At 70.5% G+C, this 26,098-nt stretch carries 21 protein-coding genes and 1 pseudogene; 16 read left to right on the top strand and 6 right to left on the bottom strand.

Annotation, left to right across the window (positions count from 1 at the left end):
• Nucleotides 1-86: 86 nt before the first annotated feature.
• Nucleotides 87-899, bottom strand: a complete 813-nt coding sequence (locus IE267_RS13960) for a COG4705 family protein (RefSeq protein WP_205380379.1) — start codon at nt 897-899, stop codon at nt 87-89.
• A gap of 584 nt (nt 900-1,483) precedes the next feature.
• Here IE267_RS13960 and IE267_RS13955 point away from each other — a divergent pair.
• Nucleotides 1,484-2,449, top strand: coding sequence for a pirin family protein (locus IE267_RS13955; RefSeq protein ID WP_189763403.1), 966 nt, complete (start codon nt 1,484-1,486; stop codon nt 2,447-2,449).
• 240 nt (nt 2,450-2,689) lie between these two features.
• Entirely contained in the window at nt 2,690-2,974 is a 285-nt protein-coding gene (locus tag IE267_RS13950) for a hypothetical protein (protein WP_167151852.1), read from the top strand.
• A 201-nt stretch (nt 2,975-3,175) separates the two neighbouring features.
• On the opposite strand, the gene IE267_RS13945 is transcribed toward IE267_RS13950, so the two are convergent.
• From IE267_RS13945 to IE267_RS13930, 4 genes are all read right to left on the bottom strand, one after another.
• On the bottom strand, nt 3,176-4,762 hold the full coding sequence (locus IE267_RS13945) for a purple acid phosphatase family protein (RefSeq protein ID WP_167151850.1): 1,587 nt from the start codon (nt 4,760-4,762) through the stop codon (nt 3,176-3,178).
• A 195-nt stretch (nt 4,763-4,957) separates the two neighbouring features.
• Nucleotides 4,958-5,797, bottom strand: a complete 840-nt coding sequence (locus tag IE267_RS13940) for an AraC family transcriptional regulator (protein ID WP_189763401.1) — start codon at nt 5,795-5,797, stop codon at nt 4,958-4,960.
• 783 nt (nt 5,798-6,580) lie between these two features.
• Nucleotides 6,581-7,306: an SDR family NAD(P)-dependent oxidoreductase gene (locus IE267_RS13935; RefSeq protein WP_167151846.1), complete on the bottom strand. Its 726-nt coding sequence runs from the start codon at nt 7,304-7,306 to the stop codon at nt 6,581-6,583.
• Nucleotides 7,306-8,940: a GMC family oxidoreductase gene (locus IE267_RS13930; protein ID WP_229861115.1), complete on the bottom strand. Its 1,635-nt coding sequence runs from the start codon at nt 8,938-8,940 to the stop codon at nt 7,306-7,308. Before IE267_RS13930 ends, IE267_RS13935 begins: the two co-directional genes overlap by 1 nt.
• 675 nt (nt 8,941-9,615) lie before the next feature.
• On the opposite strand from IE267_RS13930, the gene IE267_RS13925 reads away from it, so the two are divergent.
• From IE267_RS13925 to IE267_RS13865, 13 genes are all read left to right on the top strand, one after another.
• Nucleotides 9,616-10,047: a VOC family protein gene (locus IE267_RS13925; RefSeq protein WP_189763399.1), complete on the top strand. Its 432-nt coding sequence runs from the start codon at nt 9,616-9,618 to the stop codon at nt 10,045-10,047.
• A complete protein-coding gene (locus tag IE267_RS13920) occupies nt 10,044-12,152 on the top strand; it encodes a PfkB family carbohydrate kinase (protein ID WP_189763398.1) in 2,109 nt (702 codons plus the stop codon). Before IE267_RS13925 ends, IE267_RS13920 begins: the two co-directional genes overlap by 4 nt.
• Before the next feature lie 78 nt (nt 12,153-12,230).
• The gene (locus IE267_RS13915; RefSeq protein ID WP_189763397.1) at nt 12,231-13,196 is read left to right on the top strand and encodes an NAD-dependent epimerase/dehydratase family protein; all 966 of its coding nucleotides are present in this window, start codon (nt 12,231-12,233) and stop codon (nt 13,194-13,196) included.
• A 63-nt stretch (nt 13,197-13,259) separates the two neighbouring features.
• On the top strand, nt 13,260-13,814 hold the full coding sequence (locus tag IE267_RS13910) for a GNAT family N-acetyltransferase (protein ID WP_167151838.1): 555 nt from the start codon (nt 13,260-13,262) through the stop codon (nt 13,812-13,814).
• A gap of 155 nt (nt 13,815-13,969) precedes the next feature.
• Nucleotides 13,970-14,995 (top strand): glycosyltransferase family 9 protein, encoded by a 1,026-nt coding sequence (locus IE267_RS13905; RefSeq protein ID WP_189763396.1) that lies wholly within the window; start codon nt 13,970-13,972, stop codon nt 14,993-14,995.
• Nucleotides 14,992-16,077, top strand: a complete 1,086-nt coding sequence (locus IE267_RS13900; protein WP_189763395.1) for a GNAT family N-acetyltransferase — start codon at nt 14,992-14,994, stop codon at nt 16,075-16,077. The genes IE267_RS13905 and IE267_RS13900 overlap by 4 nt, the downstream gene beginning before the upstream one ends.
• Nucleotides 16,078-16,108: 31 nt before the next feature.
• Nucleotides 16,109-17,356 carry a DegT/DnrJ/EryC1/StrS family aminotransferase gene (locus tag IE267_RS13895; protein WP_189763394.1) on the top strand — a complete coding sequence of 416 codons (1,248 nt, stop codon included), beginning with the start codon at nt 16,109-16,111 and terminating at the stop codon, nt 17,354-17,356.
• A 94-nt stretch (nt 17,357-17,450) separates the two neighbouring features.
• Nucleotides 17,451-18,446, top strand: coding sequence for a GNAT family N-acetyltransferase (locus IE267_RS13890; RefSeq protein ID WP_189763393.1), 996 nt, complete (start codon nt 17,451-17,453; stop codon nt 18,444-18,446).
• Between the two features lie 171 nt (nt 18,447-18,617).
• Nucleotides 18,618-20,042, top strand: coding sequence for an FAD-dependent oxidoreductase (locus IE267_RS13885; RefSeq protein ID WP_189763392.1), 1,425 nt, complete (start codon nt 18,618-18,620; stop codon nt 20,040-20,042).
• Nucleotides 20,043-20,122: 80 nt separating this feature from the next.
• On the top strand, nt 20,123-21,013 hold the full coding sequence (locus tag IE267_RS13880; RefSeq protein ID WP_189763391.1) for a sugar phosphate isomerase/epimerase family protein: 891 nt from the start codon (nt 20,123-20,125) through the stop codon (nt 21,011-21,013).
• A gap of 235 nt (nt 21,014-21,248) precedes the next feature.
• The gene (locus IE267_RS13875; RefSeq protein WP_229861113.1) at nt 21,249-22,544 is read left to right on the top strand and encodes an MFS transporter; all 1,296 of its coding nucleotides are present in this window, start codon (nt 21,249-21,251) and stop codon (nt 22,542-22,544) included.
• Nucleotides 22,541-23,128, top strand: coding sequence for a D-glycero-alpha-D-manno-heptose-1,7-bisphosphate 7-phosphatase (locus tag IE267_RS13870; RefSeq protein ID WP_189763390.1), 588 nt, complete (start codon nt 22,541-22,543; stop codon nt 23,126-23,128). The genes IE267_RS13875 and IE267_RS13870 overlap by 4 nt, the downstream gene beginning before the upstream one ends.
• Before the next feature lie 181 nt (nt 23,129-23,309).
• Entirely contained in the window at nt 23,310-24,236 is a 927-nt protein-coding gene (locus IE267_RS13865) for a sterol desaturase family protein (RefSeq protein WP_189763389.1), read from the top strand.
• A 68-nt stretch (nt 24,237-24,304) separates the two neighbouring features.
• Here the strand turns inward: IE267_RS13865 and IE267_RS13860 are convergent.
• Nucleotides 24,305-25,218: pseudogene (locus tag IE267_RS13860) on the bottom strand (sodium-independent anion transporter); the annotation flags it as partial.
• Between the two features lie 453 nt (nt 25,219-25,671).
• Between IE267_RS13860 and IE267_RS13855 the strand changes: the two are divergent.
• On the top strand, nt 25,672-26,070 hold the full coding sequence (locus IE267_RS13855) for a MerR family transcriptional regulator (protein WP_189763492.1): 399 nt from the start codon (nt 25,672-25,674) through the stop codon (nt 26,068-26,070).
• Nucleotides 26,071-26,098: the final 28 nt, after the last annotated feature.

Below are 26,098 nucleotides of genomic sequence, written 5' to 3'. Positions count from 1 at the left end.
GGTGGGGGCCTTGCGTCTCGCTCAACACGAGAGCGTTGTTGAACATTCCACTACCCTGTGGAGGGCGCGCCGCGGACCCGGTTCGCTCAGCGCGCGGCGGCCCTGTGCCGCTTCGCCAGTACGGCGACCAGGGCCACGATCGGGACGATCAGGGCCAGCGTGACCGGGCCGGTGCCCCAGCCCAGACCCGCCCTGCCGGCGGGTACGCCCATCCAGTCGGCGAACGAGGCGCCGAGGGGCCGGGTGAGGACGTACGCCCACCAGAACGCGGCCACCGCGTTGAGCCCGAGGTAACGGCCGGCCAGTGCGGGCACGGCGATCAGAGCGGCGAAGAGCACGCCCGACGTGAGGTACCCGAGGTGCAGCGTGCCCGCCGTGAGGTCGCCGACCGCGGTGCCGAGGGCGAAGGTGGCGAGCACGGCGGCCCAATAGAAGGTCTCCCGGCGGCGGGTGCGGATGCTGTGGATCGACAGCGTCCCCTCGCTCAGGCGCCAGGCGACGAACACCGCGGCCAGCGTCACGGTGAAGGCCGTCGTCGAGACCGCGTACGGGACGCCCGCGATCACGTGGACCACATCGGCGGCCATGGTGCCGAACACGCTGACCATGACGATCGCCGACCAGTAGGTCCAGGGCCGGTAGCGGTCGCTGCGGAACTGCGCCACGAGCGCGACGGCCAGGCCGGTGAGGCCGAGGGCGCCGGCGGGGACGGGGCCCAGGGTGCGGCCGAGGTAGTCGGAGGCCGTCTCGCCCATGCCGGTGGTGAGCACCTTGACGATCCAGAAGAGGGCGGTGACCTCGGGCACCTTGCTCAGGGCGGAACCGGCCGGGCGGCCTGCCCGGTGGGTGCGCCCCTCCGGTAGCGGCCTCGCCATCGCCTCACTGCTGGGCTGCCCCATGGTCGTTCCCGCCCTCCCGGCGCGCCGCGCCCGGCCTCAACTGCCCTGATTCCGGGCATGGTTGGGCCCACCGTGTCCGGCCGGGCGGCGATCGCGACCCGGCGAATGTCTACGTGACTGTAGACGATGAAGCTGTGGGGTGGGCGAGGGGGTTCCCCGGCTCGCGCCATGCGGTGCGCGGCCGCTGTGCAGGTTTGTGACCTGGGGTGACTCCCGCGTGAAGGTCCGGCTGGCTGGGGAGGGGCTGCTGGGGCTGTGAGGTGGGGAACCGAAAGGAGACTGGGCCGACGGAATCAATGGGGCCGCCAGGACTGACAAGACCGACAGGGGTGACAGGGGTGACAGGGGCGGCGGGGGCCGACGGGGCCGGTAGGTGCGGCAGGGGCCGGCGGGGCCGGCGGGGCCGATGGGTCGAGGGGCGGTTCCGATCGGCTCGGCGCCGTTGCCGGATGGCGATCGCGCTACGCTCGCCGAACGGCGTCGGCCGCCCGGTAGATCGGGTACCACCTGCGGCGATACCCGATGTCGTGGGCCGCTCCCGCCGAACGCGGCACGGCGGGCCCGCGAGGGAATAGGTTGGCCGCATGAGCAATCTCGATCGCCAGCCCGCGCTCTCCGTCTGCGGCGGACGCGGCTTCGTCGTGGCCGAGCCGGTGCGCGAGCTCCTCTCGCCCCGCACCGTGCGGCTCGGCGAGTCCACCGAAGTACGCAGGCTGCTGCCGAACCTGGGCCGCCGGATGGTCGGCGCCTGGGCCTTCGTCGACCACTACGGCCCCGACGACATCGCCGACGAACCCGGCATGCAGGTGGCCCCGCACCCGCACATGGGCCTGCAGACGGTGAGTTGGCTGCACGAGGGCGAGGTGCTGCACCGCGACAGCCTGGGCAGCCTCCAGACCGTACGCCCCCGGGAACTGGGCCTGATGACCTCCGGCCGGGCCATCAGCCACTCGGAGGAAACCCCCAAGTCGCACAGCCGCTACCTGCACGGAGCCCAGCTGTGGGTCGCCCTGCCCGACGCCCACCGCAACGTCGAGCCGCACTTCCAGCACCACGCCGATCTGCCGCATGTGACCGCGCCGGGTTTCGACGCGACGGTCATCCTCGGTGAACTCGACGGCGCCGTGTCACCGGGCAGCGCGTACACACCCATCGTCGGGGCCGACGTGACCCTGACGGCCGGGGCCGAGCCCAAGCTCCCGCTGAACCCCGACTTCGAGTACGCCGTCCTGTCCATGTCGGGCGAGGCCCACGTGGACGAGGTGCCCCTGCTCCCGGGCTCGATGCTCTACTTGGGCTGCGGCCGCACCGAACTCCCCCTCCGCGCCGCCTCCGACGCCTCCCTGATGCTGCTGGGCGGCGAGCCGTTCGAGGAGGAGATCGTCATGTGGTGGAACTTCGTCGGCCGCTCCAACGACGAGATCCAGCAGGCCCGTTCGGACTGGATGACGGGTTCGAGGTTCGGCGAGGTGAAGGGCTACGACGGCCCTCCGATCCCGGCGCCGCAACTCCCGGGAGTGCCGCTGAAACCGCGGGGTCGGGCGCGCTGATCCGGGCTCATGTGCGATGGGTCCGACTGATGGGGAACGGATCACTCCGCCCCGGCGTCGACCCTTCGACGGCATACGGCACCGCGTCGACCCGTCGACGGCATACGGCACCCTCCCGTTCGAGTGCGGGCCGGCGGCCGGTTCCCCCGTACGGTCCCTACCGCGTTGCAGAGCTCGGTGGGCCGTCCTTGTGTGGAGGTGACACGACAACCACAACCCGTGTCACACGAAAGGATTGTCATGCGTCTCCGCAAAGGCATCGCCGCTCCGGTCACCGGCCTGGCTGCCGCAGCTGTACTCGTTCTCTCCATCAGCCCGGCCGCGGCCGGTACGGACCCCACGCCACCGGTCGCCCCGCCGGCCGTGCCCGCCCTGCCGGTGACCCCGCCGGCTCTCCCGGTGACGCCGCCTTCGCTGCCGGTGACCCCGCCGGCTCTCCCGGTGACGCCGCCTTCGCTGCCGGTGACCCCGCCGGCCCTTCCGGTGACGCCGCCTTCGTTGCCGGTGACCCCGCCCGCCAAGTAGCGGGGCGGAAGCTCGCGATGTCTCCGGGCCGCGGCTGCTTCAGTGGTCCACTCCGGCCGTGGGTCGTGCCCGCTGGTCTGGGTCACCGCTGGGCAGCCCGGTCCGGGGCACCGGGGGCGGTGGCGGTGGAGTCGGGACCGCTGCCCCGCGCGGACGACTCCTGCGGTATGTGAGCGCACCGGCCGTATGGGGGCGCGAGTCTCACCGTGCCGTCGTGACCCCCGCACTCGCCGCGTGGTCATGGGCGCTCCACCCGTCGCGCCGGTTGCGGTGGACGGTGAAGCGGTCGAAGAGCACGGGCGTGGGGAACGGGTCGGCCGTGGTCGCCTCCCGGGAGTGGTAGTAGCTGACGGTGATGCTGGTCCGGCCGCCGGGAACCCGGCCGGGGTCGACGTCGAAGACGGCCATGCCGTAGGGGTGGGCGGTGTCGGGGTCGCGTACCGCCGACCAGGTGGCCTTCTCCTTGGCGTCCGGGTCGGCCTTGAACGGCAGCCGCTTGGTGCGCACGAGGGCGTCCGGCACACCGCTGCCGTCCGAGTCGCCGAGGTACGTGTCGTCGTGCGAGGCCGTTCCGCCGCCGCCGAGAATCAGGTGCACCGTGCCCTTGGAGGTGTCGATCTCCTTCAGCCCGTCGTCCACGACGCTGGGCCGCAGCAGGCTGCCGGGGTCGGTGCCCCGCACCGGGTGCGTACGCTCGTAGTCGTGGTCGTGGCCGCACAGGACCAGGTCGACCGCGTACCGGTCGAACAGCGGAAGCAACTGTTCGCGGATGCCGATGTCGCCGCCGTGGCTCGCGGCCGAGGACGACATCGCGAACTGGTGCATCGACACGACGACCCAGTCCACTTCCCTACCTGCCCGAGCCCGTGCCAACGTCCTTTCCAGCCAGCGTAGTTGGGCACCCTCGCTGTAGCCGCTGATGTAGACCGACCGACCGGTGGCCGGATCGACGCTCGCGTCGTCCTCGATCGCGATGTCGTTGCCGTCGACCGAGAGGAACAGCACCGAACCGACCTGGAAGCTGTACCAGTTGCCGCAGTGGTCACGGGACTGGTTGTCCGGCAGGTCGAACCGGGCGTGGTACGAGGCGTATCCCAACTCCCCGCCCCCTGCCTCGACTTCGTGGTTGCCCGGGGCCGGCATCCAGGGGCGGTTGCGCGCCGAGACCGACATGTTGTTCATGAACGCGTTCCAGCACTGCGGCTGCTGGTCCTGGTTGTTGTTGGCGTACGCGAGGTCGCCGTTGAGGAGGTGGAACAGCGGGTTGAACCGCTCGACCTGGCGCACCGCGGCCGCGCCATGGATCGCGGACTTGCTCCAGGAGGCCGATCCCGTGCCGAGGTCGCCGAAGCTGGTGAACCGGAACGCGGCGCGCTCCCGGCCGGGGGCGGTGCGGAAGGACCCGCGGACCGGGGCGGCGCCGTCGTGGACGATCTCGTAGACGTACGAGGTGTCGGGGTGCAGGCCGTGCAGCCTCGTGTGGTGGGTGTACGTCTCGACCTTGTTCAGGCCGTCGACGTAGGTCCGCGTCCGCGCCGGGAAGGTGTGGCCGAATCCGCCGTGGGCCGTGCCGAGCCGGAGCCGGGGCCGGCGCACCGAGGCACCGCTCGCCCAGGAGACCGTCATCTCGCGCGAGGGCTCGTTGCCGTACTGCAGGTGCACCTGCTCGGGTCCTGCGGTGCCGGCGACGGCGGGCCGGCTCCACAGCAGTGCGGAGGCGGGCACCGTGGCGAGGGCACCGGCGGCCGCCGTGCTTCTGAGAACCGTCCTGCGCGAGGGATGTGTCACTTGCGGCCTCCTGAAGTCCCGGAAATCGTCCGGAGACTGACAGCGGGGGCCGACGTCACGGACAGCGGGGCAGGGCCGCATGGCGAACAGCAGGTGAACGGGCTTGCCGGACAGGGCAATTGCCGACGGACCGGGGCGCCCGGGGCCGCCGGCCCGCAAGACCCCGACCGCTCAGGCTCTGGTGGCTCCGGCGCGTTACGACGGCTCGGACCGTTGCCGGTACTGGAGCGGTGAGCAGCCCAGGTGCTTTCGGAATACGCGGGCGAAGTTGCCCGCGTTGGGGAAGCCGCAGCGGGTGCCGACCTGGGAGATGAGTTCGCCGCTGGTGGTGAGGAGATGGCACGCGGTCTCGACACGTAACTCGGTCAGGTACTGCACCGGTGTCTTTCCCGTGGCGGTGGAGAATTGGCGAACGAAGTGGTAGCGGCTGAGCAGGGCCTCCCTGGCCATGTCTTCGAGGGTGATGTGTGCGGCCAGGTTCTCGCGCATGTAATCGGTCACCGCGAGCAGGCGCTCCGGATTCAGGCCATGGGTGTCGGACCGCTGGTCGATGTGTGGGTGGAGCAGATGGGCAGTGAGGTAGTGCGCCGCTCTGAACGCGTAGTGCTCACCCACGCCCGCATCGTGCGCACGCAGCAGACCGGGGGCCATGGCCGCGGCCACGGGGTCGAAGACCCGAGGAGTCTCCAGGCTCGACAGGTCGCGAAGGTCTACTTCCGGATGCTCGTCCGCGTAGTAGCGAAAGTGTTGGGTGGGCAGTGCGATGAAGGCCACCTCGGCGCGCTGTTTCCCGGCCGGCGGCTGCCACAGCCGCACCGCGCTCTTGCCGACGAGGCGTGAGGTGTCTCCGGAGACGAGCGTGGTCCGGTGCCATCCGGAATCGTCCGGGTACTCGAACTGGCACAAGCCTCTCAGGGGAGCCACGATAGTGAACCAGTCCTGGCGCGGCTGATATGTCATACGGCCCTGATCAGGAATGATTCGCCGCTCTATGGTCAGCGAATCCCACAGCGGAACACCACGAGAGTTGGCCATCTCCGTGTCGCCTTTCCGGTCGGTACGACATGGGTGCTCACCGCCAGCGTCCCGGGGCCTCGCCGAAGCCGGGTTGAGTGGGTGAAGCCGCTGTTCACAGGAGACGACAAGGTTGGGTGGGCGCGGTGCGAACAGGTCGAGGCTCCCGTTGCGGACGGATGACCTTGGCAGTCGTCGTCCTGAACCGGAGCCTCGATGTGCGGCCAGTCTGCCATTGCTCGATTCGCCAAGTCGCCTGTGTTGGCGCGAAGTTCACCGTTGTCGTCGGCCAATTGGCCAGTTCGACTCGTGGTCCCACGCCGTTGCGGCGGCAGGCGTCGTCCGTTCGTGAAGGTGCTGCTGATCGTCCCGTCCGAGGTGGTGACGGATATGCCTTCGTCATCGGCGCTCAGGATGCGGGTGGGGGACCGCTGCCCGGACCCGATCGGCCACGGGCGAGAAAACATGGCCGGATGGCGGGGAGGGCTTTCGGGCCACCCCTTGTGCCGATTCGGCCAGCGGGCCGATTGCTCCACGGGCCCCGGTGGGAGGCCCGGTCGCCGAGTTCCGGGGCGAGTGCTCAGCGCTCTCGGCCGCACTTCGGCGGAGGTGTCGCCGTCCCGTACGCGTCCGGTGCGATTCCGTCCCGGTCAGCGCCCTGCCGGTGCCCGTACTCATCAATTCGGCCAGCTGGACCGGAAACCGGCCCGGAGGGCCCGGTTCCGGCCCATCGCACGGATGGCGATGCGTGCGATCCCCCGACCGGTCCGGCCGTCGGGTTCACCGCAAGATGCCGTGGACCGCTCAGCCCACCTCGTACGCACGTTTCGCGAGGGCGTCCGCGGCCGTATAGCCGCCGTCCACGGTGATGTCGGTGCCCGTGACGAATCGAGCGTCTTCGGAGAGCAGGAATGCCACGACCGAGGCGATGTCGTCGGGGAAACCATTGCGCCGCAGCGGGGTCAATCCGGCCGACTCCGTGGGTGCGTCGGCGTCGATGTGGCAGGGCGAGACGGTGTTGACCCGGATTCCGGACGGCCCGAGCACATTGGCGAGGCTCTTCGTCAGGTTGGTGAGCGCGGCCTTGCTCGCCGAGTAGGCCAGTGAATCGAAGGAGCCCAACGCGCCCGCCGTGCTGGATATGTTGACGATCGAGCTGCCGGGCGGCATGACGGGGGCGAGCGCGATCGTGGTGGCCAGTGGGCCGCGGACGTTGACGTCGAAAACCCCGTCCCAGGAGTGCAGGCTCGACTCCCAGGAAGCGAACTCGATCACTGCGGCATTGTTCACGATCCCGTGGAACGGGCCGCTCGATGCCAGGTGGCCGAGTGCCGCGGCGGATTCCTCCCGGTCACGGAAATTGAGGTGGACCATTTCCTTGATGCCGAGGGAAAGGAGTTCCTCCGCGTCGGACGCTCCGGTGTTGTAGGTGCCGACGACGGTGGCTCCCTGCCTGGCCAGCTCCAGTGCGATGCCGCGGCCGATGTCCTTCGAGGCTCCGGTGACCAGCACGCGCTTGTCCGTGATCATCACGCGTCCACCGTCGCTGTCGCTGTCGCTGTCGCTGTCGCTGTCGCCGGGCGGGCCTGCCGGTCGGGAGCGGCGGCCAGGATGTGGGCCAGCCGCCGTGCGAGGGCCAGGGTCGTGAGCGAGGGATTGGCGGCGCCCATGCGGGCGAAGGTCGCCGGTCCGCAGGCGTAGAGGCCCCGGACGGCGGCGAACGCGTGGTGCTCGTCGAGCACGTCCCCCAGCCGAAGCGTGCAGCCCTCGTGGTCCTCGGTGCCCAGCAGACTCGACCAGGTGAAAGGCCCTTCGGAGGCCTCGGCGCCGATCGACTCCGGCAGTACGAAGGCGTTCGTGCGGACCGGGTGGTCGAAGTCGTCGAAGACCAGGGGCTCCGCGGCGAGGCCGAAGTCGGCGGCCAGCAGGCTCCAGACCTCGCCCAGCACCGTGCGCTGGCGCTCGATGACGTCACGGTCCGGTGGGGCCGGCTCCGCCGTGACGGTGGTGCGCCACGGGAAGTCCCCGGACGGCTCGCACGTGACGTGGCTGCCTGCCGTGGGCAGTTGCTCGCCGGTGAGCCGCACGTCGAACTGGACGACGCCGGGTTCGGGCCGCTCGACGGTGACGAACAGGTTGGACCGGACTCCGTCGTCGCATGCGGTGATGTACGAGCCCGGTGCGACATCCCGGGGCCCACGGGACGCCCCTTCGCCGCGGGATTCACGGTCGGCCGCGTCGGCGTCGGCCGAGTCCCGCACGCGCAGGAAGAAGCCCTGGACGATGTGGTCGGTCAGCCCGTCCAGCCGGGGCGTGCGGCCGGGGTCGGCCACCTGAAGCGCCTGGATGGCCAGTCTGGTGCTCTCGATGGTCCCCGCCGCCAAGACGACCGAGTCCGCGGTTATGCGGCGGCCCGCGCCGTTCGAGCCGGCGTCCCGGACCTGTACTCCGCGGGCCTGTCCGTCCCCGATGTCGACCGAGAGGACCTCGGTGCCGCACAGGAACCGGATGCCGGGTGGGCCCTCGATCGCGGCGCCCGACACGGGGTGCCGCCAGTGGTCAAGCGGCGAATACGCGTACCAGCGGCCGCTGTCACCGAACCGGGTTTCGGCCTGCGGAGTGCGAACCAGACGGAACTCACCCACCTGCAGGGCGAGTTGCTGCGAAACGAGCGGGGCCGGATCCACTCCGAGGTCGGCCGCGACCCGTTCGTACAGCGGTCTGCCGCCCTGCCAGGAGCCGCGCAGATCCGTCACGATCGACTCGGGCCAGTCGGTCAGCGCCCAGTCCTCCACCGGAAGGGCCGCGCCGTACCAGTACAGGGAACGGCCGCCGAGGCGCCGGCGCAGGCCCGCGCTGCCGGCGTAGTGCGGGGCGGATGCCGATGTCCAGGAGCGCTGGAAGTGCGGGTCCCCGGCGGGATCGAGGAACGTGCGCAGCGCCTGGTCGGGATCGTGCGCGGAGTTGATGTGCAGCAGATCCCGCGCCGGTCCGGCTTCGACGACCAGGACGTCGTCGACACCGAGCGCGGCCAGGTGCCGGGCGACTTCGAGGCCCGCGAGCCCGCCTCCGACGATCACCACCCGACAGTGCGGGTCATCGGTGTGCGGAGCCGCGGGCCACTGCCACGCGGCGAGATGTGGCGGGAGGTCAGCTGTCGACACGGTGGTTCTCCGTCTTGGGTTCGTCGGGTCCGTGCTTGCGGCCCACGGACAACGGTCGATCGAGAGGTGAACGGGACACGAAAGGGTGTGGCCGGTCCTCGCGCGGATGTGTTCCGGGAAATTCCCGGGAGAGGAGACGCAATCGCCCCAGGGAGAAGGGGAGGGGATCGGCCGGTTCGCCGAAGAATCCTTGATGAAGGTCCCTCGGCGGCAAAGTCACCTGGACGCCCGCTGTCCAACTCTATGGATTCAAGTGAACTGCGGTTGACGGAAGTTGCGCAGTCCCCGGCCGATGTTGCGAGGGCATCGCCCCGCATTGCCGAGCCGCACATCCGGCACCTCGCAACATCGAGCATGTACTGCGCAACTCCGGTCAACCGCAGTCCACTTGAGTGCTTAGAGTTATGTCCTCGACACCACGCACCAACAACAACCCACTTCTTCCACCAGCAGAGCACGGTCGATTCGACCCGCCGGCCGTGTCCGTTCCCAGCTGATGCCCTGGGGCGACCACGCGTCCGCACGGCGCGCACCACCTCACCCATCGCCGTCTGTCCGCTCCCTGTCAGCCTGTAACCGGAGGGCGACTTGGACTCAGAGAAACCCGGCTCCGTCACATCGGATGTGGCCTCGTCGGATGGAGAAGATCCGTCGTTCCCGAAGGAGGACCGCGATATGGGCGGCGCGTCGCCGGATCGTGTGCACGATGCCCCCTCGGTCACGGCCTTCGACCACATCAGACTGGACGTGGCCGACATCGATGTCGCCGAGCGGTTCTACGCCGACGCGCTCGGACTGTCCAGTGTCGTGCGATACGAGCTGGCCGATCGCGTCATCCTGCAGATGGCTCCGGACGGCAGGCCGGCCGGTGTGGAGCTGTGGCAGCAGCGAGACCTCGTGCCGGACCCGCACCCGACCCACCACGTCGCGTTCCGGGTCGCCGACGTCCCGGCACTGGTGGAACACATCCGCGCGCTCGGCTACCGAGTGATCGCCGAGCCGTACCGGATCGAGCAGGAGACGGTGGCGTTCGTGGCCGACCCCGACCGTCACACCATCGAACTCAACGACTTCCTGGGGCGCCCAACAGTAGGAGCACCGGCATGACGGCCGACACCTCGACGGCTACCGACCACCTGAGGCAGCTCACCACTGCCCTGCCCGAACTCGACCTGTCCCGCGTCACCAACTGGGGCGTGCGCCTTGCCCAGTTGGGCGGTGAAGGGCGACGCCTGCTGGTGGCCGGCAACGGCGGGTCCGCGGCGCAGGCCCAACACCTGACGGCCGAGCTGGTGGGCCGGTTCGAGACGGAACGCCGGCCGATGTCCGCGCTGTCGCTGCACGCCGAGACGTCCTCGGTCACCGCGATCAGCAACGACTACGGTTACGAAGAGGTCTTCGCCCGGCAGGTCCGGGCGCACGCCCGCCCCGGCGACATCGTGCTGCTCATGTCCGGCTCGGGCCGCAGCACCAACCTGCTGCGCGCCGCGGAGGCCGCACACGAGGCCGGCGCGGCGACCTGGGCGCTGACCGGACCGGCGCCCAACCCGCTGGCAGAGGTGGTGGACGAAGCGGTGGCCGTGGCGGCGCGGGCGGTGTCCACGGTGCAGGAGTGTCATCTCGTGGCGATCCACCTGATGTGCGCTGCCATGGACGCCGCGGTTGCCGCCCGGGACGACTCCGTCACGAACGGCGCCGCCGCTGCCGTGCCGTCCACGTCGTTGCCCACGCCCGCCCCATCTGCCGCTTCGGGCAAGGCTGTTGAGGGGCTGAGGCCGACCGCGGCACGTGGGGACCGTACGCACGTAGTGGTGGTCGGCGACGCCTTCCTCGACCGGGACCACCTCGGGCGGGTGGAGCGGGTCGCGTCCGACGAGCCGGCCCTGGTCGTGACCGGCGGCACCACCCACGTACGCCCGGGCGGTGCCGCACTGGCCGCCGTGCTGAGCGCGCGGCAGGGGCCGGTGACCCTCGTCACCGCGCTGGGCCGGGACGCGGCCGCCGACCAGCTGCGCGCGCTCCTGGACGACGCGGGGGTCGAGGTGGTCGACCTCGGGCTGGACGGATCGACCGCGGTGAAGACACGCATCCGTGCGGCCGGGCGCACCGTGGTCATGCTGGACGAGCACGACGTCTGCCCCCCGGTCGGGCGGCTTGCCGAAACGGCCCTGGACGACGCGCGGCGCGTACTGACCCAGGCCGGGGCCGTCCTGGTCTCCGACTACGGTCGCGGCGTCGCAGCGCACCCGGACCTGCGTGCCGTACTGACCGAGGCGGCCCGGCTTTCGCCCCTGGTCTGGGACCCGCATCCGCGCGGTGCGGCGCCGGTCTCCCACACCGCGGTGGTCACCCCCAACAGTCGCGAAGCCCGGTTCGTCGCCTCCTTCGAGGGCGGCGACACCCTGTCCGACGACATCGAGGCGGCGCGCGCGGTGGCCCGGGAGTGGGGACCGGTCCAGGTGGCGCTCACCCGGCACGAGCACGGTGCCGTCCTGCTGGCCGATGCGGATCTGCCGCCGTTGGTCGTGCCCACGACGGTCGCCGCGGGAGTGACGGCCGATCCCTGCGGCGCCGGCGACTTCTTCGCCGGTCACCTGGCCACCATGATGGCTCGCGGCCAGCTGCCCAGCGAGGCGGTGGCTTCGGCGGTGGAAGCGGCATCGGCGTACGTCGCTGCGGGCGGTCCCAGGTCCCTGGACCTCCCGCCCGAGGACGATTCACCCCTGCCGGGAGCCCCGGGCGCAGGTCCCGTCGCGGGCGCGCAGGGACCGGTCGAGCTCGCCGGTGCGGTCCGTGCCAGGGGCGGCACGGTGGTCGCCGCCGGAGGGTGCTTCGACCTGTTGCACGCGGGACACGTCCGGCTCCTGGAGCAGGCGCGCCGGCTGGGTGACTGCCTCATCGTCTGTATGAACAGCGACGACTCGCTGACCCGGCTGAAGGGCCCCTCACGGCCCATCGTGCCGGCGGCCCAACGCGCCCTCGTACTCGAAGCACTGTCCTCGGTGGACGCCGTTCTCGTGTTCGACGAGGACACCCCCGAAGAGGCCATCCGCGCGCTGCGGCCGTCGATCTGGGTCAAGGGCGGCGACTACGCGGGCATGGACATTCCGGAGGACAAGCTGGTCGGCTCCTTGGGCGGACGGACCGTCGTCGTGCCCTTCGTCGCCGGCTGGTCGACGTCGTCCCTGATCGAATCGGCAAGGACCCGGTGATGACGCGACGCCCTTCCCCCCACCCGCGACGGCAACTCCCCGTCAGGACACACGAACCGGACCAGAAGGGCGGCAGGCGTGAGTGAACAGAGCGTGCTCGTCACCGGGGCGGCCGGCTTCATCGGGCGGCATGTGGCGCGGGCCTTTCTGAGCGCCGGGTACCGGGTGACCACGGTGGACCTCACCACCCCGCCCACCGATCTGTGCCGGGACACCACCGTGCACACCGGTTCCTTCGACGATCCGGCGGTGCTCGGGGCGGTGGCGGCCGGGCGGTTCACGGCCGTGGTGCACCTCGGCGCGATCAGCAGCACGGTCGAGGACAACTGGCAGGCGCTGGAGCAGACGAACATCACCGGCCCCGCGGCGCTGGCCGACGCCTGCGACCGCAGCGGTACGCGTTTCGTCTATGCGTCCTCGTCCAGCGTCTACGGCGAGATCGCCGAACGGCGGCCGCTGCCGGAATCCGCACTGGGGTCCGCCGCGTGTTCCGGCCCGCTGAACGCCTACGCCCGCTCCAAGGCCCGGTTCGACACCCACATGTCCACGCGGTTCACCGCCGGTGGCGGGCCGGGGTGGGCCGGACTGCGGTTCACCAACGTCTTCGGCACGGGGGAGCGGCACAAGAAGGCGATGGCCTCCATCATCGGCCAGTTGCTCCTCGCCGCCGCCCGGCAGGAGCCGCTCACGCTCTTCGCCGACACCCTGGAAGCGTGCCGGGACTACATCCCCGTCGCCACGGTCGCACGGACCTGTGTCCTCATGGCGGACCCGACGGCGCCCCGCGGCGTCTTCAACCTCGGATCGGGCCATGCGACGAGCTTCGCCGAACTGCTGCGCTGGTGTGCGGAGTTCACGAATTCACCGCTGAACGTGCGGCTGGTACCGAACCCCCACATCGGCCGGTACCAGTACTGGACCTGCGCCGACATGTCCGCGCTCGACGCGTCCCTTCCGGCGCGCCCCCGGCCGGGCCCGGGCGACCTACGGAACGCCGCCCACGAGCTGTACCGGCATTTCACACACACGAACGACCGTAGCTGAAGGCACGTCAGCCGGGGCACGGATGCAGTCGATCGATGGAATCACCGCAGGGATGGAGATCACGTGAGTATTGAGACGGTCGTGCTGAGCAAGGACCAACTGGACATGCTCATGCCTTTGATTGTCGAGCAGCAGCACGACTGCGGGAAGGAGGTCGACCTGGACAGTACGCGCACCTTCTTCGAGGGCCTGGTCGGCCATGAGGCGACCTTCCAGATCGTGGCGGTCGAGGACGGGGTCGCCGTGGGGCTGGCGATGGTGGACCCCATTCCGAACCTCCAGTTCGCCGACAACGTCGCGTACATCCACGACGTCTACGTGACCGAGGCCCTGCGCGGCAGCCGTGGCATCGGGGCGCTCCTGGTCGCCTCGTCGTTCGTCGAGGCGATGCGGCGCGGCTACGAATTCGCCGAGGGCGAGACCGAGCCGGACAACAGTCCCGCGCGCAAGCTCTACGCCCGTCTGGCCGCGAAACTGGGGGTCGGCTTCAAAGAAGTGGACTCCATGCGCTACCTCCTGGACCTCCGTCCCGCCATCGAGCGGGCACACAGCGAGCCCGAGTACCTCGACCGGCTCGCCACTCCCCGGCTCCTCAGCCGGCTGAGCGCCCGGCCGTGAGCCGGTGGCCGGCGCGTCGTCCGTGGCGCGCCGGTCGGCCCGGTCGATGACGGCCGCGCCCGCGCCACCGCCATCCGTATGGCGCACGACCCGTACGCCGCACGACCCGGGCCGGCCGTCGACCGGCCCCTGGACGCCGACTTGGAAGGGCAAGCATGCGCACGGCAATGGCCGTCATCAACGAAGGCGTGGGCAACGGGATCATCGCCGCACCGCTCCTGGCCGCGTTCGAGCGGAGCCACCCGGGATGGCGCTACTTCATGGCCCCGAACGTCGCACTCGACACCGCATGGGTGCGCGGGGCAGCCGGTATGCGGGGTGCCTCCGGGACCTTCCCGGCACTGTGGCGACGATTCCTGCCGACCCACCGGCGGGAGCTGTGGGACTTCGTCGAACGCGAAGGTGTGGACCTGGTCGTCAACCTCAGGATGGAGTCCGCCGACGAGGACGGCAACTACTTCGAGTTCCGGGCGGAGGCGGCGAAACGGGGCGTCGAGTGCTGGGATCTGCACGAGCTGGGTGACCGCCCGCAGCGGCTGCCCTTCGGTGAGCAGGCCGCGAGTCTCCTGCGCGCGCACGGCGTGCCGGTCGACCTGACCCGCCCTGCCTGGCTGGCCGAGCGGCGGCAGCCCCGCCCCGGGGTGGTGGGCTGCTACGTCGGTGCCAGTGCCGAGGTCAAACGCTGGCCCGCACAGGACTGGTCGGCTCTGATCACGCAGCTGAACGAACGAGGCCTGAACGTGGAAGTGGCGGTGGGCCGCGCCCCGGACGAGCAGGCACTGGCACGGCGGTTGTCCTCGGAGCGGGGCGTCACCGACACGGTGTTCCTGCACTCGCTCGAAGCCCTGCGCGACTGGATCGCGGGACTGGACGTGCTGGTCAGCAACGACACGCTGGCCGTGCACCTGGCCGCCGCGTTGGGGTGCCCGGTGGTCACGCTCTACCTGGCGACCGACGGCGACATCTGGTCACCGGCCGCGCCCCCCGAGGTCTCGCGGATCGTGCAGAGCGCCTTCGCCCTGACGTGCTCCTACATGAAGCCGAACGGCACCTGCCGGCGCTACTACACCGGCTGCCCGGCCCCCTGCGCGGCCGATGTGCGGCCGGCCGACGTGCTGATCGAACTGGACCAACTGGAGTGGAGTGTGCGGCAATTGAGTCACCAGAAGGTGGTCAAATGACCCGCCGACGCGCGATCGCGGTCCTCGGCGGCCGGCCCGGCAACGCGGGATCGGACGTGCTGCGCCTCGCGGAAAAGGTCGGCGAAGAGCTCGCCCGGCGCGGCTACGGCCTGATCAGCGGAGGCGAGGGAGGCGTGGCGGCCGCGGCCAACAAGGGCTGCCGGGCGGTCGGCGGCGACACCCTCGCACTGCTGAAGTGGAACCGCCTGGCCGACGCCGAGGACGGGACCACCTGGGCGCTGCCCACATCGATGGACCTGGCCCGGAGCAACATCCTCAACTGGTGCGGCGACGGCATGATCGCGTTCGAGGGACGCTACGGCACCCTCACCGAGATCGGCCTCGCCCTGGACACCGGACGGCCCCTGCTGGTTCTCGGCCACCACCCCTTCCTGACCGCCGAGGCGTTCGCGGCGCCCACCTGCCGCGTCGTACCGGACCCGAGCCCCGAGCAGGCCGCCGAACTGGTCGATCTGCTGGAGGAGTTGATCGCGGCGGGCGAGCGGGCATCGGTGCGGCCCGGCGCCGCCGTCGTCGAGGACGACCAGGTGGACGAGAGCGGCATCGGGTTGCGGCGGGCGATACCGGAGGACCTCGATCTGTTCCGCCGGACGTTCGGCGATGCCGACGTGCAGGCGTGGCGGGCGCTGGAGCCCAGCGACGGGGTGCTCAGCAGATTCCAGCACGAGCGCTGCCTGGTGATCCTCGAACGCGGTCGTTCCGTCGGCTTCCTGGAGTACCGCAAGGAGGAGGACCCGGAGTTCGACCACATCCGGATCGAGGCGCTTGCGGTGTGCGACCCGGCCGACCGGGGCCGGGAGATCGCCACCCGGGCGCTGAGCCTGTTCGCCCGGTCCGTCTTCGCTGCCGACGGGCACCGCGTCACTGCCGCGCCGCCCGCCGACAACGCGGCTGCCGTGCGCTGCCTGGAGAAGGCGGGCTTCCGGTCGGTCGGCCGGATGAGGGCGTACGAACGCCACCGCGAGGCCTGGCGGGACGCTCTGCTGATGGATCTCGTACCGGGCGACCTGGCCGGCCGGCCGCCGTCGGAGCCGGCACGGGCAGCGGTCGGCCGCCGATAACAGGACAGAGTCAGACGAGGGAGGGATCGCCATGGCAGGACCAGGAGTTTCCCGCATCGGCCCGGAGGAAGAGGCCGAACTGCTCAGCGTCGTAAGGGAACGAGAGCTGAGCCGGTACCGCTTCGACGACCACGACGGGGTCGCGCTGCCGTCGAAGGTGTCCCTGTTCGAGCAGGAATTCCGTGCCCTCACCGGTGCACGCCACTGCCTGGGCATGAACAGCTGCACCAGTGCCCTGTACGCCGGGCTGCTCGCCGCAGGCATAGGTCCCGGCGACGAGGTGATCGTGCCGGGCTACACCTTCATCGCCTCGATCGCCGCCGTCGTCCATACGGGGGCCGAGCCGGTGCTCGCCGAGATCGACGAGGGGCTGCTGCTCGACCCGGAGGACGTGGCCGCGAAGATCACGTCACGTACGAGGGCGGTGATCGCCGTGCACATGCTCGGAGCGCCGTGCGACCTCGACGCCCTGGACGCGGTCACGCGTGAGCACGGGCTGCTACTCGTGGAGGATTGCGCGCAAGCCGGCGGCGGCACCTACCGCGGCCGCCATCTGGGTACGGTCGGTGGGTTCGGGGCGTTCAGTCTCAACGTCTTCAAGACCTTCACCGCGGGCGACGGCGGCGTGCTGCTCACCGATGACGCCGAGCTGTACGAGACGGCGTTCGCCCTGCACGACCACGGCGCCGCGCCGCTGCGGCTGGGTGTCACCGACGGGCCGCCGCTGTTCGGTCTGAACCTGCGGATGCACGAACTGACCGGTGCGCTCGCGCTCGCCCAGGTACGCAAACTGCCGGACATTCTGCGGACGTTGCGAGCCAACCGGGACAGGTTCGCGGACGCGATCGGCGATCTGCCCGGGGTGACGCGTCGCAAACTGCACGATCCGGACGGCGACTGCGCCACGGTGCTCGGGTACACCTTCGCATCCGCGGCCATGGCCGACGAGGTGGCGGCCCGGCTCGGCACGATCACCCTGAGCCGGTCCGGCAAACACAACTACGCCAACATGTCCCAGCTGCGGCCGGACCTGGTCGCCCCGGCGGATTCCGCGCCGCGCAGGCCGGATCGCGCCGTCGTGCGGCGCTCGTATCCCCTCGGCAGCCTGCCGCGCACGGACGACCTGCTCAGCCGCAGCATCGTGTTGAGTGTCGGGGTGGTCGACTCCTATCTCGGCAGCGGCGTGGGCATCGACGTGGACGCCGACGACGACACCATCGAGGCGGCGGCACGGCTGTTCAGGACCACGGTGGAGGACGTGGCCAAGGCGGCGTCATGACAGTGCTGCGGGAGCGCGGCCGCGGGGTGGCCGCGGCCGGAGCGCCTCTGCCGCCCGCCGTGGCACAGGCGTTGGGGTGGAAGGGACGCGCCGGATGAACGGCGTCGCTTTCGAGCACGGGGCACGGGCGGCAACGCGTTTCCTGGACACGCACCGGCTCTCGGCGCGGACGCCCTTCCAGACGGCGGGCTGGTGGCGGGCATGGATCCGTGAGGCCGCGGACGCGGAGGGCACGACCCCGGTGCTGGTCCATGTGACACGTACCGACCGGCCCACCCTGGTGGTCGGCCTGCAGTTGCACCGGGACGCCGACACCGCGCTCCTGCGCCCGTTGTCCTGGCCCTGGGCCGACTACAACGAGGTCGCGGCGGTGGACGACGCCTCGTCCACCGCACCGGAGCCGGACATAGCCGGGCTGGCCGACGCGATCGACCGGTGTCAGCGGGAGTTCGGTGCCCGGCTGGAGCTGAGCAACCTGCTTCTCGGCGGTCCGTTGCTGCGGGCCGTGTCCGAGCTGGGCGCCACGCCCCGGCCCTCGGACACCGTCTTCCGGCTCGACCTGACCGACCCCGACATCGTGCGACGCGTCAGTGAGCGGAGGGACATGCGGCGAAAGCGCCGCCGCATCGAGCGTCTCGGCACGCTCCGGCTCACCTGTGCGGACACGCCGGATCGGGTCGCCGCCAGACTGCCTGACTTCATAGAGCTGCACACGCGACAGTGGGGCGAACGGCCCGACACCGTCGCGCCGTTCGACGGGGGAGTGGTCGACCGGACGTATGCGGCCATCGCGGCCGAGCCCTCCAGTACCGCGCGCATACACGAGTTGTGGCTCGACGACACCTTGCTCGCCGGATGGTTCGGCTTCCTGCACGAGCGCACCTACTACGCCTACCGGGCGGCCTACGACCCGGGCCACGCCCGCGACTCACCGGGGCACCTGCTGACCGCCGCGATGGTCGGCGAACTCGCCTCCGGAGGGACGGACACCTTCGACCTGACCCGTGGCGCCTACCCCTACAAGCTGGAACTGCCCAGCAGCCAGGAGCCCACGATGACGGTGGGCCGGGAGCAACCGTGCCCGGTGTGACTCCCCCCGCGCGAAGGCGCCCTGCCCAGGTGCGCACCCTCGGCCGGTCGTCGCTCCGCCGGAGTCCTCACCGCCGTCACCGCACCGGCCGGGGGCGGCCACGACCGTGCTCGGACTTCAACAACTCGGACTACGCACGACGATGGGGTGCCTGTGGAACCGTTGGCCGAAGTGGAGACACTCGTGGTCGGCGCCGGAATGGCCGGCCTCGCGGTGGCGGCGGAACTCGGCCGAAGGGGCCGGGAGTCCGTGACCGTGCTGGAGGCCGGGCCCGACCGGGGCCGCGCACACGTCCAGGCCGAACACACCTCGGACGAAGCGCTCCGGCTCTGGCTGCGACCGGAGTCCGACCCCGACTTCCGACGCCCCTACGAGGGTGACGACGGAGCCTACGGTGACCTGGCGGGCCTGCGCCGCCGCGTCGGCGGACGCTCGCTCTACTGGGGTGGCGTACTGCTGCCCGTCGAGCCATGGGCCCTCTCCGAGCAGTGGCCGAAGGAAGTCGTCACCGAACTCACCGAGACGTGGGACGGCGGGCCGTCGCTGTACCAGCGGGTCGTCGACGACATGGTCGGCTGGGGCGCCGAGCCTCCGGGTGCTCCCGGACTGACCCTTGGCGCACTGGACTTCGACCGCACACCGCACGCCACCCGCCCGGAACCCGCCGGAGGATGGAGCGCGTTCAGTCCATTGGCCTGGTGGGAGGACGACGGTGACCCGAGGGTGCGCCGTGTGCCGATCCTCGCCGAGCACGATGTGCTCGGGGTCCGGGTCGACGACGGCAGGGCGACCGGTGTGCTGGTGCGCACCGAGGACGGTGAGCCGCGCGAACTGCGGGCGAACCGGGTGGTGCTGGCCGCCGGTACGGTCATGAACAGCCGGCTGGCGATCCAGGCTCTGGCCGCCTCGGACGCCGCGGCGCCGCGTGAGCTGCCGGGGCTCGTGGACAAGATCTCGCAGGGCTTCACGGTCGCCTTCGACGCCGATCGGCTCCCCGATGCCGTGCGGGCGGCCGCTCACGACGGCCACGTCTACCACCGGACCGGCACCGCCGACGGCCGGTCCAACCAGTTCGTGCGCTTCAGCGAAGGTGTGAACGGCCAGGTGAACATGGACAGTTGGACCATGGGCGAGCAAGTCCGCGGCCCGCACAGCCAGGTGCGCTGCACCGGCCGGGACGCCGGCGAATGGCCCTGGCCGACGGCGGTGCACGCCCCGCTGGACGCGGCCGATGCGCCGGTGCTCGCCACGCAGCGGCGCCTGCTGGGCGAGCTGTGGTCCGAGATGGCGCGGCTGCTCGGCGTCCCGGCCGAGCCGCTCCGGTTCTCGCCGCGGCACGGATCGCCCGACCTGGCCGCCCGGCTGACGGCGGTCCGCACACCGAAACCCCTCACCTATAGCTTCCCGCTCGGCTCCGAGCAACACGAGGCGGGCACACTGGCCTTCGGCGAAGTCCTCGACGAGCAGCACCAGTTCACCGCCGTCGCGGGTCTGTACGCGTGTGGGCCGTCGGTGATGCCACGCACCGGAGCGGCGAACCCGTCCATGACGACGCTCGCGCTCGGCAAGCGGTTGGGAGCGATCCTCGCCGGGTGACGGGTGACGGGTGACGGGTGACGGGTTCCAGAGACAGAGAGCAGAGCGGGTTCAGGGACAGAGAGCAGAAGGGAGTCCTGATGCGGGAAGCGACGAAGCGCGGCATGTCGATAGCGGTTTCCGGCACCGAATTCACGGACGCCGACGGTGTGGACGGCCTCATCGAGATGGCCAGGTCCGCTCAGTGCGACGCGGTGGAATTCTGGTATCCGAAGAACGGCCGGCGGGACGGTGTCGACGCCGCGCTCCACAAGCTCGACCGTGCCGGGCTGTCCATAGCCTGCGTGTCGACGCCAAGTCATCTGTACGGCGCGGGCGGTGCGGACGGCGTCGCGCTGCTTCACGAGGCGATCACCTTGGCGGCACGAACCGGCGCCAGCCGGGTGAACACCTACTTCGGCCACGCACCGGTAGTCGACGACGAGCGGGCGATCGCGGCATACGCCGACGCGCTGGCCCCGGTCCTCGACCATGCCGCCGCTCAGAAGGTGGTGGTGGTCCTGGAGAACGAGTTCGACGCGTTCGGGTGGGACCCGCTCGGGTCCGACATCACCAGGCGGCCGACAGCGTTGGCGGCACTGTTCACCCGGGTGGGCTCGCCCTGGTTCGGCCTGAACTTCGATGCCGCGAACTTCCTCTGCGCGGACGTCTCCCCGGGCCGTGACGCCTTGCCCCTGCTGCTGCCCTGGGTGCGCTACGCCCATGTGAAGGACGTACGCCGAGCGTCGCTCGAAACCCCCCGCGAGGGCTGGGTCCGCTACACCGATCACGGCAGGGCGTACGACACGACGTCCCTCGGCACGGGGGAACTGGACTGGCCGACGATGATCACAGGCCTGGCGGCAGTGGGCTACGACGGCTACCTCACACTGGAGCCACATTGCAGGCCGTCGGGCCTGCTTGTCGAGACGGCTCACGCGGCCGACCACCTGCGGGACCTGATGAAGGCCCATGCGCCGTCTCGTCGATGACCGGGGAATCCGGATGCCGCGCGGCCATGGGGCATCCCAACTGACATGTCTCTCAACGAAGTTGAGACATCCACATCTTCTGCTCTCGGCCGGTCCGACGAGTGATCGGGTCGAGTCGGCGTCGGCCGGTCGGAGTCGGCCGGGACGGCCATCGAGGTGGCGGCGGTTGCTCTCGGGGCACGTCGTCCGTAGGTGAAGCGCTCCGGGAAAGACCTTCGACGAGGAGTACACCGCCTTGCTCAACCGTCAGCACCCCCGCCCCGGCGCGGACGTCGTGACCTCCACGGGCGGCGCGCCATCGCTGTGGCGCAACCGAGACTTCCTGACCCTCTGGAGCGGTCAGGTCGTCTCCACGCTCGGCGCCCGGATCAGCTCGACAGCGATGCCGCTGCTCGTCCTGGCCACGACCGGCTCGCCCGCCGACGCGGGGCTGGTCGGTGCCGCAGGCACCCTGCCCTTCCTCATCGCCTACTTGCCGGCCGGGCCACTCGTGGACCGGTACGACCGCCACCGGATTCTGCTGACCAGCGAGATCCTGGCCGGCCTCGCGCTGTCCACCGTGCCGATCGCCCTGTGGCTCGGGCTACTGACAGTCGCTCAGCTCATCGTCGTCGCGTTCGTCCAGGGGCTGTGCTTCGTGTTCTTCAGCGTGGCGGAGACGGCGGCCCTTCCCCGGATCGTGCCACCCGTGCTGCTGCCCGCCGCCGTGGCCCAGAACGAGGCCCGCAGCCGGGGCGCGGCGCTGGCCGGCGGGCCGCTGGGCGGGCTGCTCTTCGGAATCGACCGCGCCCTGCCCTTCCTGGCCGACGCGATCTCGTACGCCGCCGCCTCCATCGCGCTCCTGTTCCTCCGCAAGGACCTGCAGGGCAGGACGACCGCGCCGGCCGAGCCGCTGTGGCAGGCGACGCTGACGGGCCTGCGGTGGATCTGGCGCCACCCGCTGATCCGGACGGCGGTCCTGCTGATCACCGTGACGAACATGGTCTTTCAGGCGCTCGTCCTGACGGTCGTCGTCCTCGCCCAACGCCACGGTGCCGGTCCCAGTGCCATCGGCACGATGCTGGGCATCTACTCCGGAGGAGGGCTCGCCGGTGCACTCGTCGCCGTCAAGGGCCACCGTTACTTCACCCCCAAAACGGTCATCATCGGGGTCAACTGGATCTGGGCGGCGCTCCTTCCGCTCTTCCTCTTCACCACCAACCCCCTGGGGATCGGCCTGATCGGCGCGGCGACCTCGTTCATCAGCCCCGTGTGGAACGTCGTGATCTTCAGCTACACCGCGCTCCTGGTCCCCAACGACATCCTGGGCCGGGTCACCAGCGCCGCGATGACCCTCGCCTGGGGCGTCATGCCCATCGGTTCGCTCGCCGCGGGACTGCTGCTGACCGCGGCAGGCCCCCGCGGTGCCGTCCTCGCCCTCACGGCCGTCATGGTCGCCACGGCGGTCGGCGCGACCATCAGCCCGGCCGTCCGGCACGCCCCGCCGCTGAGCCCGCCCGACGCTGTTGACGACACCAGCCCGGCACCATGACCGACCCGGCACGCACCAGGGCCCCGCGACGGCGGGCGGTGTTCCTCGACCGCGACGGCACGCTCACCGAGCCGCGGCACTATCCGTCGCGCCCCGATGACCTGGTACTCCAGGCGGGCGTGGGGCCGCCGTTGCGCACCCTCCGGCGTCACGGGTTCGCCCTGATCGTGGTCACCAATCAGAGCGGACTGGCCCGGGGCCTGATCGACGAGGCCGCCGTCGAGCCGATGCACCGGCGGCTGCGGGAACTCCTGGCCCGCCACCGGGTCCAGCTGGACGGCATCTATCTGTGCCCGCACCATGTGGCCGGTATCGTGCCGCGTCTGTCCATCGCCTGTTCCTGCCGCAAGCCCGCTCCGGGCATGCTCCACCGGGCCGCCGACGAGCTCGGCTGCGACCTGTCCTCCTCCTGGATGATCGGCGACTCGCGGTGCGACATCGACGCCGGCCACCGCGCCGGAACCCGCACCGCCCTGGCCGGCCCGCGGCTTCTCGCCGGTGCCGCACCGACCCTCCATCGGACGACGACGGCCCGGGCGCTGCGTGCCGTCGCGAGCGCGGAGAGCCTTCCCGTAGGGAAGTAGGACTCAGCCGATCACCGGGAACTCCCTGATGTCCGACCGGACCAGGAGCAGGCATCCTCCCCTGCGGAACGAAGGGGTTGTCGTGCCCGACCCGGCCCTGGCGCCGTGACCGCAATACCGGGCGTCGACCAGGCAACAAGTGCCAACTCCTCGCTCGGAGGGCGGCCTACCCTTTCTGTTCATGTCAACCCTCCCCGACATCGTCACCTGGTCCATACCCGCCTTCGTGCTGCTCACCGTCATCGAGATCATCCTCGTCCGGCGCCATCCCGACGACGAGGACGCCGGGTACGAGGCGAAGGACGCGGCGACCAGTGTCAGCATGGGGCTCGGCAGTCTTTTCTTCGGCTTCCTCTGGAAGTTCCAGGACGTGGCGATCTACAGCGTCGTCTACGAACTGACGCCGCTGCGCGTGCCGTTGCTGTGGTGGACCCTTCCACTGATGTTGATCGCACAGGACTTCTTCTCCTACTGGTCCCATCGGAGCCACCACGTCATCCGGATCCTGTGGGCCTGTCACGTGGTCCACCACTCCAGCCGGAAGTTCAATCTGACCACCTCGCTGCGCCAGCCCTGGATGACGTTCACCGTGGGGTTCTTCTTCCTCCCGATGGTCGCGGTCGGAGTGCATCCGGCGGTGCTGGCCTTCTGCAACTCCCTGAACCTCGTCTACCAGTTCTGGGTCCACACCGAGCGCGTCGACAAGATGCCCCGGTGGTTCGAGTTCGTCTTCAACACGCCGTCGCACCACCGTGTGCACCACGCGTCGCAGGGCGGCTACCTGGACCGGAACTACGGCGGAGTCCTCATCGTCTGGGACCGCCTGTTCGCGACGTTCGTCCCGGAGGGCGAACGTCCGGTCTACGGGCTGACCAAGAACATCCGGACGTACAACCCGCTGAAGGTCGCCTCGCACGAGTACCTGGCCATCGTCAAGGACATGAAGGCGGCGGCCAGTTGGCGTGCACGGATGGGCCACATGTTCCACGAACCCGGCTGGCGTCCGCAGGAGGGGGCTCCCGCGTCGGTGGTGTCGCTCATCAAGGAACCTGCCGGGCAAGGGCGTTACTCCTCGGGCAGTGAGGCCATGTCCTCATCGGGCGCGTGACCCGCTGCCCCCGGAGCGGATGCCGCGGCACCGCGTAGGCAGGCCGAGCCAGGGGCGGTCGCCGGTCGGTGACCGGCGGTCAGTTCGCCGCTGAGCGTCTTGTGCAGGTCGGCGCTGGGCGGGTTCAGTCCGACGATCTCGACCCGCTTGCCGCGCTGCCCGTACTTGGTCTCGATCGCGTCGAGGGCGGCGACGGAGGAGGCGTCCCAGATGTGGGTGGCGGACAGGTCGATGACGACCTCGTCCGGGTCGGTGGCGTAGTCGAACCGGGTGACCAGGTCGTTGGCGGAGGCGAAGAAGAGTTCGCCGGTGACGGAGTAGACGACCCGGCCGCCGTCGGGGTCGGTGACCGATGTGATGTCGACCAGGTGCGCGACACGCTTGGCGAAGATCACCAGCGCGGTGATCGACCCGACGACGACGCCGACGGCGAGGTTGGAAGTGGCGACCACGACGGCGGCGCCGGGACCACCCTGCTGACCCTGGGGAAGAACACCAGCAGCAGCAGGCCGCCGGCGATCAGCGGGTAGACGGCCCACGGCACGTCGTGCATCTCGGGAACCTGCGCCATGAAGACCAGGATCGCGAGCGCGTTGACGAAGCCGACCATGACGGAACGCGGCACGAACCGCATCAGCTTCGCCACGCCGAGCGCGCCCAGGGCGATCTGGAAGACACCGGCCAGGATCACGGCCGCGACGAGGTAGCCGAAGCCGTACTCCCGGTTGAGCGGGGCGATCACCAGGGCGACGGCACCGGTCGCGGCGGAGATCATCGCGCGTCGGCCGCCGACGACCGAGATCGTCACGGCCATGGTGAAGGAGGCGAACAGACCGATCGCCGGGTCGACCCCGGCGATGATCGAGAACGAGATCGCCTCGGGGATCAGGGCGAGCCCGACGACCAGGCCGGCCAGGATCTCGGTGCGCCACACCTTCGGGTCGGAGATCCATTCGGGCTTGAGGCCGCGCATCCGCGCCATGGCGGATGCGGCGGTGGAGGCAGACAAGAGCGGCAGTACCTGTCAGGGTCGGGCACGCCGGGCGTCACCGGTGCGCGCGGAAAGATGCGGAAGGGCCGGGCCGGGGTTCCGCGGTCCGAGTGCGGCGGCCCGAGGTCGCAGGAGCGCAGGCGCAGGACGTACGGCCGCTGTGCGGCGAAGGGTCATGGCGGGCAGGCGGCGCAACTCGTCGTCGGCATGCGCACGTTCTCTCCTGCCGGCATCGGTCCTCGGCGGGGGCATCGTCGGCCCCGACACGGCTGACGGTCACGGGAGGAATCCACCCCGAGCCGGGGGAGGGGTGGTTTGGGACCGGCCCCGACGATCACTTACCCTACCCTAACGTTAGGGTAGGGATTGGCGTCGGCCGCCTGTGCCCCCTGGTGACACAACCCCTGGTGACACAAGAGGAAGGGCGCCCGCGTGAGCGAGCACATGCAGATCGGTGAGGTCGCCTCGCGTACGGAGCTGTCGCTGCGGACCATCCGGCATTACGAGGACACCGGACTGGTGATCCCCTCCGCCCGGTCCCAGGGCGGCTTTCGCCTCTACACGGAGGCGGATGTCGTTCGGCTGATGGTCATCCGGCGGATGAAGCCGCTCGGCTTCACCCTCGACCAGATGCGCGACCTGCTGGATGCCACCGGCCGCCTCGACGCCGCCGACCCGGCGGAGGGCGCCGAACGCCAGGAACTCGTCCGCCGAGTGCGGGAGTACGAGCAGGCCGCCGTCCGGAAGATCGATGAGCTGCGCGTCCAGTTGGCCCGCGCCGAGGACTTCGTCTCCACTCTCCGCACCCGACTCGACCAGGACGGCTGCACCTCCGGCTCCTGAAGTCCCCGTCGGCTACGGGCTGCTGGGC

Source organism: Streptomyces xanthochromogenes, from assembly GCF_014650455.1.
GTDB lineage: Bacteria > Actinomycetota > Actinomycetes > Streptomycetales > Streptomycetaceae > Streptomyces > Streptomyces xanthochromogenes.
Note: the sequence above shows the minus strand (reverse complement) of the source record. Positions and strands in the feature narration are given on the sequence as shown.

Bases quoted from the DNA above. Each gene is read 5' to 3' on its own strand.
- IE267_RS13920 (WP_189763398.1), top strand. From the start codon at position 10,044: ATGACGGCCGACACCTCGACGGCTACCGACCACCTGAGGCAGCTCACC.
- IE267_RS13955 (WP_189763403.1), top strand. From the start codon at position 1,484: ATGAGCAATCTCGATCGCCAGCCCGCGCTCTCCGTCTGCGGCGGACGC.
- IE267_RS13880 (WP_189763391.1), top strand. From the start codon at position 20,123: ATGCGGGAAGCGACGAAGCGCGGCATGTCGATAGCGGTTTCCGGCACC.
- IE267_RS13940 (WP_189763401.1), bottom strand. From the start codon at position 5,797: ATGGCCAACTCTCGTGGTGTTCCGCTGTGGGATTCGCTGACCATAGAG.
- IE267_RS13890 (WP_189763393.1), top strand. From the start codon at position 17,451: ATGAACGGCGTCGCTTTCGAGCACGGGGCACGGGCGGCAACGCGTTTC.
- IE267_RS13900 (WP_189763395.1), top strand. From the start codon at position 14,992: ATGACCCGCCGACGCGCGATCGCGGTCCTCGGCGGCCGGCCCGGCAAC.
- IE267_RS13855 (WP_189763492.1), top strand. From the start codon at position 25,672: ATGCAGATCGGTGAGGTCGCCTCGCGTACGGAGCTGTCGCTGCGGACC.
- IE267_RS13895 (WP_189763394.1), top strand. From the start codon at position 16,109: ATGGCAGGACCAGGAGTTTCCCGCATCGGCCCGGAGGAAGAGGCCGAA.
- IE267_RS13905 (WP_189763396.1), top strand. From the start codon at position 13,970: ATGCGCACGGCAATGGCCGTCATCAACGAAGGCGTGGGCAACGGGATC.
- IE267_RS13870 (WP_189763390.1), top strand. From the start codon at position 22,541: ATGACCGACCCGGCACGCACCAGGGCCCCGCGACGGCGGGCGGTGTTC.
- IE267_RS13925 (WP_189763399.1), top strand. From the start codon at position 9,616: ATGGGCGGCGCGTCGCCGGATCGTGTGCACGATGCCCCCTCGGTCACG.
- IE267_RS13935 (WP_167151846.1), bottom strand. From the start codon at position 7,306: ATGATCACGGACAAGCGCGTGCTGGTCACCGGAGCCTCGAAGGACATC.
- IE267_RS13960 (WP_205380379.1), bottom strand. From the start codon at position 899: ATGGGGCAGCCCAGCAGTGAGGCGATGGCGAGGCCGCTACCGGAGGGG.
- IE267_RS13950 (WP_167151852.1), top strand. From the start codon at position 2,690: ATGCGTCTCCGCAAAGGCATCGCCGCTCCGGTCACCGGCCTGGCTGCC.
- IE267_RS13865 (WP_189763389.1), top strand. From the start codon at position 23,310: ATGTCAACCCTCCCCGACATCGTCACCTGGTCCATACCCGCCTTCGTG.